The sequence below is a fragment of the Streptomyces sp. NBC_01431 genome (genome assembly GCF_036231355.1).
In the GTDB taxonomy this organism is placed as follows: domain Bacteria; phylum Actinomycetota; class Actinomycetes; order Streptomycetales; family Streptomycetaceae; genus Streptomyces.
Genome location: NZ_CP109496.1, coordinates 1,806,618 through 1,817,012 on the forward strand (window position 1 = coordinate 1,806,618; position 10,395 = coordinate 1,817,012).

11 protein-coding genes and 1 pseudogene are annotated in these 10,395 nt (G+C 70.7%); 7 read left to right on the forward strand and 5 right to left on the reverse strand.

Translation table 11 applies throughout. The features are described from left to right. Positions 1 to 11: 11 nt before the first annotated feature. From OG522_RS08455 to OG522_RS08475, 5 genes and pseudogenes are all read right to left on the reverse strand, one after another. The gene (locus OG522_RS08455; protein WP_443074677.1) at positions 12 to 236 is read right to left on the reverse strand and encodes a hypothetical protein; all 225 of its coding nucleotides are present in this window, start codon (positions 234 to 236) and stop codon (positions 12 to 14) included. A 210-nt stretch (positions 237 to 446) separates the two neighbouring features. Continuing rightward, positions 447 to 1,190, reverse strand: a complete 744-nt coding sequence (locus OG522_RS08460) for a YcnI family protein (protein ID WP_329462317.1) — start codon at positions 1,188 to 1,190, stop codon at positions 447 to 449. Positions 1,191 to 1,225: 35 nt separating this feature from the next. Further along, positions 1,226 to 1,807: a hypothetical protein gene (locus OG522_RS08465; RefSeq protein WP_329462318.1), complete on the reverse strand. Its 582-nt coding sequence runs from the start codon at positions 1,805 to 1,807 to the stop codon at positions 1,226 to 1,228. A 41-nt stretch (positions 1,808 to 1,848) separates the two neighbouring features. Continuing rightward, positions 1,849 to 2,073 (reverse strand): heavy-metal-associated domain-containing protein, encoded by a 225-nt coding sequence (locus tag OG522_RS08470; RefSeq protein ID WP_329462319.1) that lies wholly within the window; start codon positions 2,071 to 2,073, stop codon positions 1,849 to 1,851. Between the two features lie 385 nt (positions 2,074 to 2,458). Continuing rightward, a pseudogene (locus OG522_RS08475) lies at positions 2,459 to 3,025 on the reverse strand (IS701 family transposase); the annotation flags it as partial. 15 nt (positions 3,026 to 3,040) lie between these two features. On the opposite strand from OG522_RS08475, the gene OG522_RS08480 reads away from it, so the two are divergent. The 7 genes from OG522_RS08480 to OG522_RS08510 all read left to right on the forward strand — a co-directional run bounded on the left by OG522_RS08480 (position 3,041) and on the right by OG522_RS08510 (position 9,896). Further along, positions 3,041 to 3,268: a hypothetical protein gene (locus tag OG522_RS08480; protein WP_329462320.1), complete on the forward strand. Its 228-nt coding sequence runs from the start codon at positions 3,041 to 3,043 to the stop codon at positions 3,266 to 3,268. Further along, positions 3,252 to 3,389 (forward strand): hypothetical protein, encoded by a 138-nt coding sequence (locus OG522_RS08485; RefSeq protein WP_329462321.1) that lies wholly within the window; start codon positions 3,252 to 3,254, stop codon positions 3,387 to 3,389. The genes OG522_RS08480 and OG522_RS08485 overlap by 17 nt, the downstream gene beginning before the upstream one ends. 863 nt (positions 3,390 to 4,252) lie before the next feature. Beyond that, on the forward strand, positions 4,253 to 5,545 hold the full coding sequence (locus OG522_RS08490; RefSeq protein ID WP_329462322.1) for a helix-turn-helix domain-containing protein: 1,293 nt from the start codon (positions 4,253 to 4,255) through the stop codon (positions 5,543 to 5,545). Between the two features lie 13 nt (positions 5,546 to 5,558). Next, positions 5,559 to 6,317 carry a toll/interleukin-1 receptor domain-containing protein gene (locus OG522_RS08495; RefSeq protein ID WP_329462323.1) on the forward strand — a complete coding sequence of 253 codons (759 nt, stop codon included), beginning with the start codon at positions 5,559 to 5,561 and terminating at the stop codon, positions 6,315 to 6,317. Continuing rightward, positions 6,314 to 8,329: a hypothetical protein gene (locus OG522_RS08500; protein ID WP_329462324.1), complete on the forward strand. Its 2,016-nt coding sequence runs from the start codon at positions 6,314 to 6,316 to the stop codon at positions 8,327 to 8,329. Before OG522_RS08495 ends, OG522_RS08500 begins: the two co-directional genes overlap by 4 nt. Then, positions 8,326 to 9,402, forward strand: coding sequence for a hypothetical protein (locus tag OG522_RS08505; RefSeq protein WP_329462325.1), 1,077 nt, complete (start codon positions 8,326 to 8,328; stop codon positions 9,400 to 9,402). Before OG522_RS08500 ends, OG522_RS08505 begins: the two co-directional genes overlap by 4 nt. Positions 9,403 to 9,446: 44 nt before the next feature. After that, on the forward strand, positions 9,447 to 9,896 hold the full coding sequence (locus OG522_RS08510) for a hypothetical protein (RefSeq protein ID WP_329462326.1): 450 nt from the start codon (positions 9,447 to 9,449) through the stop codon (positions 9,894 to 9,896). Positions 9,897 to 10,395: the final 499 nt, after the last annotated feature.

Consider the following 10,395-nt stretch of genomic DNA (forward strand, 5'->3'; position numbering starts at 1 on the left):
GGTTTCCGGGGTCATCGTCCGCCACCTCCGTGCATGCCACCCATGCCACCCATGTCCCTCATGCCACCGCCCTCGCGCTGCGGCGCCGGGCTGTCGCCGGAGCCGGTCCCGCTGTGGCGCATGCCGGGTGCGACCGGGCCGACCGCGCCCCCGATCTCGTACGAAACCCAGAAGATCAGCGCGAGCAGAAGCAGGAATCCGCACAGCGCGGGCGGCGGCGCGAAACGACGCGACACAGGCAGGGCGCGGGGACGAGGCTGTTGTGGTTGTGCCATCACCGTTCTCCCGAAGTCGTGCGGTGGCGGCGGTGCTCCGGCACCGCGCACCGTTCGAGCAGTCGGCCCGTCGGGGGCGCGGGTTCCGGGCCGCCCGGGTGGTGTGGGTCACAGGAGCGCGGTGGTCCGCCCCGTCACCGGTTCTCCGGGACGGGGCGGACCACCGTCGGGTCAGACCTGTGGCGACCGGCGTCCGCGACGGATCGCGATCACGGCGGCGGCCAGGCCCAGCACGCCGACGACCAGGCCCGCGATGCCCAGCCCCCGGGCCGTGCCGTCACTGGACGACGCAGTGGCTGCCTTGGGGGCGGCGGGCGAGACGCTCGGGGATGCGGCCGCCTCTCCGCTGTCTCCGGTCGTCGCCTTGGTGAGGCTCAGGACCGGCGCCGGGTTCGCCGGTTCGGGCTGGCCCTGCTTCGCCTCGTCGATCCAGCGGACCGTCTTGCCGTCGGAGTAGGTCTGCAGGGTCTTGAAGGACAACTGGTCGGTGTCGTCGGGCAGCTGGCCGAACGCGACGTTGAAGTCCTGGTACTGCCCGGGATCGATCTTGCCGCCGGTCCAGGTGATCTCCGAGGCGGCCTCGGTGATGGTGCCGTCGTCGGTCTTGACGGGAGTCTTGAGCTTGGCGGTTGTCACCTGGGCGGTCCAGCCCGGCGTCTGAGTGACCAGGACTCCCAGCATGGGGTGGTCGGTGGGCACGAAGACCTGGACCTTCGTGGTACTCGCGTTGTCCTCCTCGTTCGGGACGCGGAAGGTCAGGACGCCGTCCGTGGCGCCCTTCGCGTAGCTGCCGGGGTGGACGGTCACGTGCGCGAAGGCCACACCGGCGGCGGCCAGGACGCCAGCCGAGGCCAGCGCGGCCGCGAGTCCGGTCCGGCGCAGGGCACGCCGAAGGAAGGTGCGTATGGGGATCATGAGCGGAGCTCCGAAGGGGAGAAGTCGGGTTGGGGTCAGCGCGTGTACGACAGCGCCGCCGGCGGCCCCCGACGGGACACGGCGTACCGGAGCAGCACCTGCCTCAGCGCCTGCGGGCCCGCCCCCGAGCCTCGTATCGGCCCACGGCGCGCGGGGGCCGGCAGCACATCCGTCCCGGCCCGCCACCAAGCCGCGAGGCCGGGTACCAACGTCACGGCCCTGCGCAGCAGGGACCAGACGGCCGCTTCCCCACGCCGCAGCCACCAGGACGCCACCAGCGCCGCCGCCGTATGGGCCGCGACAGCATGGGGCGTCACCGCATGGGCGTGCGCCATCCGCATGCCGTGCATGGCCATCGCGGTACGGGGCCGGGTCGCCTCGTAGGCGAAGTGCAGGCCCGCCTGGGCGGCGAGGGTCGCGCTCCCGATCCCCGCCAGTGAACGCTCCCGGCCCCCGAGCAGGAAGCCGAGGACGAAGATCCCGAGGAATCCGATACCGTCCGCCCACAGCGGCGGCAGCTCCCCCATCGCCAGGCCATGCCCCCCGACGGCAAGCAGCACGCACATCGCGGCGAACACCGCCGCGCGCACGCCTCGTACCGTCACGGAGACACTCATAGTGGCCGCATCCTCCCACGCACTACCGGCAACCAGGCCCCTCAGTCGGCGTCCGCCTCCACGACGCCGTAACCGGCCTCCGCGATCGCGGCACACACCTTCGCATCGTCGACATCGGCCCCTTCCACAGCGTCGACCACGACCGTACGGGTCGCCAGGTCCACAGCGACCTCACGGACGCCCGCCACCGCGGAGACCTTGTCCGTTACGCCTCCGGCGCAGTGACCGCAGCTCATTCCCGTGACGGTGTAGCTCTTACGACCCATCGAGTCAGCTCCTCGTGCAGGTGGGGCATCCGATCCGTTACGGGATGGAGTACGCAACGGCAGACGGCCCGGTTCACCGCCGACAAGCGTGGACTCGGGTGCGATTTTGGCGTGGGGTCTTGATCGTGAGGCCGCAGGCCCGTGCCTGGAGCACGAGGAGACCGACGGGTACGGCGACGGCTGGAAGGCCCTTGAGGTCGAGCCTCTGTCGATCGCAGCGACGGCAAGAGCGTGCTCTTCGCCGCGGTCCCGCCTCCGCGGATGGAGCTCCTAGTAGGGCTTGGTCAGGTTGGTGCAGCGTCGGGGATGTTGCGGTGACAGGTGGGGCAGGCGCCGGTCCAGAGTGCGAGGAGTAACTGCAGTTCGCGGACGACTCGGTAGAGGCTCAGGCCGACGCCGTCTCTTTTGGGGACCGGGTCAGCCGCTGGAGGGTGCAGAAGGCATGGGCGACCGAGACGAGGGTGACGTGGTGGTGCCAGCCTGGCCAGGTGCCGCCCTCGAAGTGGGCCAGGCCCAATGTCTGTTTCATCTCGCGGTAGTCGTTCTCGATGTGCCAGCCGAGCTTCGCGGTGCGGACCCGGACCGGCAGCGGCGTGTTCTCGGGCAGGTTGGACAACCAGAACTGCACGGGCTCGTCTGAGGTGGCGGGCCATTCGGCCAGCAGCCGGCGCACCGGCAGTTCGGCACCGGCCGCGGCTTTGCGGATCTCGCGTCCGGCGGGCCGGATCCGTAGGGCCACGAAGCGGGAGTACATGCGCTTCAGTCCGCTGCGGCCGCTGCCGGGCCGCGAGCCCTCCCTCCGCTGTACCGGCCGCGCGGCCTGCCTGCCGGCCGCGATGACCAGGCTCTTCACCGTCTTCGCCGACTCCAGGTAGGCCGGCTCCGGCCGGCGGCCCCGACCGGTGTAAGCCGGGGTGCACGTCCGGGCGTCCTCGGGCTGGGCAGTCTGTGTGACGAGGACGGCCATGTGGCCGAGCAGATCAACGGCGCACTGGAAATGGACGGAGCCCAGTATCTCGTGGAAATCAAGTGGCGGGGTGAACCCGTCGAGATCAACGCAATGGGTCGCCACCTCGTTCGGGTCTACGGACGTTCGGAAGTTCGTGCGTTGTTTCATATCGGCCTCCGGGTTCACCGGGCCGGCGATCAAGGAAAGCGAGCGGGCACTGAACCAGCGAGTGATCGTTCTCGGTGAACTACGAGAACTCGTCCTCCTACTCGAACAGGAAGGTGAAGTCGCACACTGGCTGCGCGAGAAGGTCCGCATCGCTCAGCTCGACCGGCGCCCCCTCATCGTGCTGGGCACCGGCTTCTGAATCACCGCTTACCCGAAACTAATACTTCACGTGCGTGTGCGTCCGGTCGCTGCGCCAGCCACCGTCGGTGCGGGGCGCGGACCTCAGCCGCTATGACACCTGGCCGTCCGGGGCTGACCTACAGCTGACCAGGCCGGGAGCAGTCCCGATTGGGCAGACGGGCACACCTGAACGCCTAAGCGGCACGAGCCCCCGGGAGGGAGTCGAGCAGGTGATCTGGGGCAACGCCCGACCACAGGAAGCAAGGCAAAGCGAACTCGCCAGGATCCGGGCCGAGCCTATCGAGCGGCTGGCTCACTGGCCCAGGCCGACCACGAAGGACCCCGCGAGAACAAGCCGACGGGGTCCACAGCAGTCACAGCGATCACACGCGTGTCACCAACAGCGCCGACGCACCTGAAACACAGGGCCCTGACCAGGCCAAACACTCCCGACCTAGACCACGTAGACGCCAGAAGACGGCTTCGCCCACCTGTGCCAGGTGGTACCCAGTGAGGGACCCAGGACCAGGACCGGGGCGTCTTCTGGCCCGTCAGAGCGGTATTGCAGGGTGTTCGGTGGTGTCTCACTCACGCCCCAGACCCTCTCACGTCTCACGAGATCTCACACGGCCCGGGGAATCCGGCGGGTCTCGCCCCCTCCTGGCTCGCATGCCCTCCCAGTCACTGCGCCGCGGAGGATCCCTTTTCGGCACGACTTCCAGGTAGTCCGGTTCTCCGGTCCTCCCTGCCGCGCATGTCGCGTTCCCATGCCGGAGAAGGAAACGGGAAACAGCATCGATCGCCTTGTCCGCCCCGGCCCGACTGCCGCACGCTTTCGTGCAGCGCCGACTCTGCCGAAGGCGGGAGGAGTTGGAGGTTTCCGTGCCACAGCCGTCCACCGGGTTCGGCGAGGAGTTGAGGAAGCGGCGTCTGGAGGCAGGGCTCAGCCTCACCGCCCTGTCCGGCTCCGTGCACTACAGCAAGGCGCAGTTGAGCAAGGTGGAGCGGGGCCTGAAGGCCCCCAGCCGTGACCTCGCCCGCCTGTGCGACGCCACCCTCGGAGCCGGTGGGGCCCTGCTGGCCCTGCTCGCACCAGAGACCACCGACCCACCCGTCGATCCGGCGCCGGGCCATGTCTACGAGGAGGACTGGATCATGCACTTGTCGCCGGACGGACCGAACACCTTCCAGCCCTTGAGCCGACGGGAAGTCATGGGCGCCGGTGCAGCTTCACTGATGGCGTGGCGGTCCGACAGCGCGGGCCCGGCCTCGCCGGCCGCGGGCGCGGAAATGCTGGAAGCCTCCCGCTCGCTGTTCACCCACTACCGCAGACTCGGCCAGACGGTGGCGCCCGGTCTGCTCCTGCCCGTTCTGATCGCACAGACCCATACCCTGCGGGAACTGTCCGCCCACTGTGACAGCGGCACCCGTCGCCACCTGCTGGCCCTCGGCTCCCGGTACGCCGAATACGTCGGCTGGCTGGTGCAGGAGACCGGAGACGAGCGGGCGGCTCTGTGGTGGACGCAGCGCGCGGTCGATCTGGCGGCCGCCGGCGGCGACCGGGCACTGGCGGGTTACGCGCTGGTCCGCCGAGCCCTGATCACGCTGTACCGGGACGACGCCGAGCAGACGGTCGCTCTGGCCCGTCGCGCGCAGAGCAGGGCCCTGCCCCCGCGGATCCGTGGGCTCGCCGCACAGCGCGAAGCCCAGGGCCACGCCCTTGCGGGTGACCACCGGGCCTGTCTGGACGCCCTGGACCGCGCGCGTGCACTTCTTTCTCTCCAGGACGAAGGGACCGACGAGCCGGTGATCGGCACCATGCACCTTCCCGATCCGGTCGGCATGGTCACCGGCTGGTGCCTGGTCGATCTCGGGCGGCCGCGCGAGGCGAGCGAGGAACTGGACCGACAACTCGCCCTGGTCGGCGGGAACGCGGTCCGCACCCAGGTCAGGTACGGCGTCCGCCGCGCACTCGCCTACGCGTCGGCCGGCGAGATCGACCACGCCTGCGACCTGGCGGCGCCCCTGCTCGACGGGGTGGAGGCCGTGGGTTCCGCCACGGTCACGACCGACCTGAGGCGGCTCGCCCGCGCCCTGGCGCGCCACGCGAACCATTCCTCCGTACGCCGACTGGGACCGCGACTCGGCACGTTGTCGCGCCCGTCCACCATCTGAAGGAGTCACTGGCATGCCCCATGTGTTCATCAACTACCGCACCGGCGACGGCGAGCGGACCGCTGCCCTCCTCGACCAGGAGCTGTCACGTCGCTTCGGCCAGGACCGCGTCTTCCGCGCGTCCAGGTCCATCGCCCCAGGGCACGCCTACCCCGAAGTTCTCCTGACCGCGTTACGCCACAGCTCCGTGCTGCTGGCCATCGTAGGACCGGACTGGACGAACTTCCGCAGGCGGCTTCAGGATCCCGACGACTGGGTGCGCAAGGAGATCGAGGCCGCGTTCGAGTGCGGGCTCATCGTCGTTCCCGTTCTGGACGGCCGCAAGACCGATCGGCTGAGCAAAGCGGCCCTGCCCCCGGAGCTGGCGCGGCTCGCCGATCTGCAGTCCGTACCGTTCGACAGCACCCACGACACCGAGGCCGGCGTCCGGCGTATCGGTGATCTGATCGCCGAGCTGGTGCCCGAGCTGCGGGACCTGATCGAGCCCGGCGAGCCGTCGCCGGCGTCGACCACCGTGCACAACTCGATCGGGGATGTGAGCGGAACGTCCGTCCAAGCGGGCGACTTCAGCGGTGACGTCGGCGGCACGATCGTGAAGAACTCCCACGGCACGGTCCACACGGGAAGCGGCAGCGTCTACAACAACTCACGCCATGTGTCGGGCGACCGCTACATCTCGGGCACCGGGACGACGTACACCGAGGGCGACCACCAAGGGGACGTCCACCAGCGGTTCGGGGAGCCGGAGCGGCCCCAGGACGACCGACGGTGAGCGCAGAACACACCACCCGGGTCGAGAGCACACGGGGCGTCACGCACACGGGCGACGGCCACATCTACGTCAACCTCGGCGCCGCTGCCCACGAACCCCGAAAGCCGGTCTTCCGGCAGCTTCCCGATGACCAACTGCGCTGGATGCGAAGGGTGTTGGTCGCTCCGGTCAACATGGGAAGGGCCCGCACGACGCTTGAGGAGACGGGCACCGTCATCCTCGACGGTGCTCCCGGCAGCGGCCGCTCGGCCACGGCTCGCGTACTGTTGCGCGAACACCACCGTCCCGGCGGGGCCTTCCGCGAACTCCTGCAAGACGAGCGGGACGAGCTGCCGCTGCACGACCCGGCTTTCGTCGACCCAGGCGACCGGCTGCTGCTCGACCTGTCCACCGCGAAGGCCGGTCTGTGGCATGCGGCGCGGGGCAACCTGCCCGCCCTGCGCCAGACGGTGCACGAGCGGCGGGCTCATCTCGTCGTCGTCATGCCGCACGACGGGGCCCTCGATCCCGACCTCCAGCACTACCGTGTCGAGATCGGACCACCGACCTTCCCCATGGAGGTTCTCAGACGCCACCTGCGCGCCCACGGCGTGCCGTGCGAGCAGTTTCTACGGAACGACGTCACCGTCGACGAGTTCCTGAGCGAACGCAAACCCATGCGGGAGATCGCCGACTTCGCCGACCGCATACGCCGGGCCCGCGAAACGGCCGGGCCCGGCGAGGGGTTCCCTGAGTGGTGCGCGGCCGCGAAACGTGCGCGCGCCGGGCGCCGCGCCGAAGTCGCAGACCGCGTCGCCGGTTTGCCCGACGCCTCCCAACGCGCCCTGATGATCGCCGTGTCCATGCTCCACGGCGCGCACGCCGACGTCGTCCACCGGGCGGCCGCGCTTCTGCTGAGCACGGTCGGGGCCCCCGAGGAGGGGACTCCGCTCCTCCAGCGCAAGGACCTCGCCCAGCGGCTGTCGGAGATCTCGGCCCGCTCCTGGCCGGACGGTCGCGTGCGATTCACCGAGCTGGACTACGACTCCGCCGTTCGCGCCCACTTCTGGGACCACATGCCCGACCTGCGGCCCCACCTCGGCGCGTGGGCCGCGCGGGTCATCGAGTCGAGCGACCCGCATCTCGTGCCGGACGTCCGCGACGGACTGGTGGCCCGGCTGGCGGGTGAGTACCTGCGGACCGGGCGGGCGGACGCGCTCGCCGCCCTCGCCGAACGGTGGAGCGCGCAGGGAGCGGGCAGAGCCCGGTCGGAGGCCGCGGTCCAGGCGCTCACCTGCGGTCTCGCGGACCCCGCTCATGGCAGGGACTTCCGCGAACGGATCTACCAGTGGTGCGCGTACCGCCGGCTGACCGGTGAGTTCGCCCAGGTGCTGGTCCAGGTCTGCGCCGACGTCCTCGCGCTGGACCATCCGGACCACGCCCTCATCCGGCTGCACCATCTCGCCCGGCGTGAACGCGGCACGGCCCATGCGCTGCAGCCCCTGTGCGACCTGGTGGCCGGCAGCCGACGGCTGCGCCGAAGGCTGCTCGACCGGCTGGCACGCGGCGACCTCGCACCGACCGACCTGGCCATCTTTCTGCGCGTCAGCGATCCAGAGCCGCTCACGGACCGCTCCGCCACCACCCGCGCGCTGGTCGACGAGGACGGGGTGCGACGCTCACTGATCACGTGCTGGCGCGCCGTGCTGATCCACGCGGTGTCGCGGCCGGAAGGACGACGCGTGGCACCACGGGCAGAGATACAGAGCTGGCTGCACTGGGCGGCCGAGGGCGCCGGTGACAGGGGGGAGGTCCTCCTCGACCTGCTGGTCGCTGCCGCCGACCGATGCGGGGAGGACCGGGGCGCGGCGTTCGCCGCGTTGTACGCGTCCGCGCGCCAGGCGGAGTGCGCTTCTCCGGGCGCCGGTGCCCACTCCGCCGAGACGACCGACCTGTTGCTCCACAAGATCGGCGTGGCACAGAACCTCGGTCCTGCCACCCCGTCGGCATCGGCCAGAGGGGGTCGATCATGACGACCGCACGCAAGACGACGACCGTGTTCCTCACTATTCTGTGCGGCCTGCTGCTGACCATCGTCGGCCTGGTGCAGCGATGGCCCGGCTGGACCTGGCCTACGCTGGCCGCGCTTCTTCTCGTGCTGCCCGCGGTAACCTTCCGGGTGGCCTCGCAGCGCCGCGGCCCGGTGCCGGTCAGCTTCGAGGAGCAGCTCACGGCCGCCCCGGTGGAGCGGACCGAGTACCGCGTCAACCGAGTCGCGCTCCCGAGCCTCTGGGACGACTACCACTTCGTCTTCTCGGCGACCGTGCGGTGGTGCTTCCCCGACGGTCCGGGGCGCGGCACGGTCGTCAACCCGGCCGGCCTCGCCGTCGATGCGGTCCTCAGCCGGGCCCGCGCGATTGCCGAGAAGCGGGAACCCGGCGACACCTCGCTCCTTGAGCACGAACTCGGCGGCGCCCTCAGCCGCATGTGCCCGGATTCCACGGGCCACCTCCGGGCGATGGCGGAGGACATCAGCCTCACGTTGCCCGACGAGGACCAGGAGCGTCTGGACCGACTCGCCGACGTACGCAAGGACGAGGCGGTCTGGGAGCACCAGCGCAAGTACGAGCAGAGCAGGCGCCGGTATCTGGGCGAGGATGTCCTCAAGGACACCGGCAGCGCCGTCGTGTGGTGGCTCACCAAGAACGACGAGCACGTGGCGAAGACCGTGGCCGACCTCCCCTTGCTGGCGCAACTGACCTCCGCTGCCAACGACACCGACATCCCCGAGCGCCTGCTTGAGATGCTGCCGAACCGGCCGGGAGGACCCGGGAGGCCGGACATCGGCACGGAGTCTGCCGATCTCCCGGCCCGTGAGCCCTCGGCTGCGGACCACCTGTCGGGGTTCTTCGAGGCTATGGGCTTCACGGAGGACGACGACCGGCGGGCGATGCTGGCCCGACAGTTCTCGCAGCTCATCGAGCAGCACAACCGCCACGAGACAGCAGAGGACCTCCTACGCCGATTTGATCCGCCGAGGCCTCCCGCCCCCGAGACCGGAGCGGAACCGGCCCCCGGCCCCGGGCCGCCGGCCGAGACGGCTTGACCGCCGACCGGGACATTTCATTCCTGCGCATCCAGGAGGACACGATGGACGCCGAACTGGCCGCAATGGCGGCATCGGGAGCCACCACCCTGGTCTCCCTCATGGTCACTGATTCCTGGACTCACGCCCGCGCACTGATGGGCCGGTTCCTGGCACGTGCGGGCGCGGACACCACCGCGATCACCGGTCTGGACGACGCGCGTGCGCGGCTACTCCTCACCGGCACCGCGGCGGACGAGCGCGCCGCGTCCGGCATCGCGGCCGAGTGGCAGATCCGTCTCTGCGGGCTGGTGGAAACCGGGGCGCTCACCGGCGAGGACCTGAGTGCTCTCGGAGCGTCGCTGCGCCGACTGACGGCCTCCGCAGCGGGCCGCCCGGCAACGGTGCACAACACCGTCTCCGGCGGCACCCAGCACGGTCCGATCGTCCAGGCCGGCACCGTCACCGGCCTGGCCTTCCCGCCCGGTCCGTCCCCGCGCGGGGAACAGGGCTGAAGACCGGCCCGGGTGTCCTGTCGACGCCGGGCTCCCAACCTCTTACGCCGCCTGCCGTCCTTCACTGGTGGTCGGTCCGCGAACGGACGGGCCTGCCGCGGGACCCCTCCCATCGCCGAAGGCGGCTACCTGGGCACCGGCCTGCTCATCCGGCACCCAGACGACGGGGCCGGACCCACCTCAGCCGCAACGGGAAGCCGAGAACTCCACCCACTGCCGGGTGCGAGCGTCTCACACCGCCGGGGTGGAGCTGGCCGGCCTCGTCCCGCTCCGACGGCGGGTCCCCCGCCGCCGGAACCCGCGGGCCGGCGGCGGGCGCACGCCCCGGCCCCGGAGCCTCCACGACGCCGCTGCCCTGCGACGGCAGATACCGGAACGGCCCCGCCCCCGCAGGCGCCGGAGCCTACTGCTCCGGCATACCGAATAGCGTCCAACTTGGCTGCCTGGTAAGCGAGTTGGTGACACCCCGTCGCCGTGGCCGGGAAGCGCTCGATGCCCG

Excerpts from the sequence above, each read along its gene's own strand:
- OG522_RS08505 (WP_329462325.1), top strand. The coding sequence starts at position 8,326 with ATGACGACCGCACGCAAGACGACGACCGTGTTCCTCACTATTCTGTGC.
- OG522_RS08460 (WP_329462317.1), bottom strand. The coding sequence starts at position 1,190 with ATGATCCCCATACGCACCTTCCTTCGGCGTGCCCTGCGCCGGACCGGA.
- OG522_RS08465 (WP_329462318.1), bottom strand. The coding sequence starts at position 1,807 with ATGAGTGTCTCCGTGACGGTACGAGGCGTGCGCGCGGCGGTGTTCGCC.
- OG522_RS08470 (WP_329462319.1), bottom strand. The coding sequence starts at position 2,073 with ATGGGTCGTAAGAGCTACACCGTCACGGGAATGAGCTGCGGTCACTGC.
- OG522_RS08495 (WP_329462323.1), top strand. The coding sequence starts at position 5,559 with ATGCCCCATGTGTTCATCAACTACCGCACCGGCGACGGCGAGCGGACC.
- OG522_RS08510 (WP_329462326.1), top strand. The coding sequence starts at position 9,447 with ATGGACGCCGAACTGGCCGCAATGGCGGCATCGGGAGCCACCACCCTG.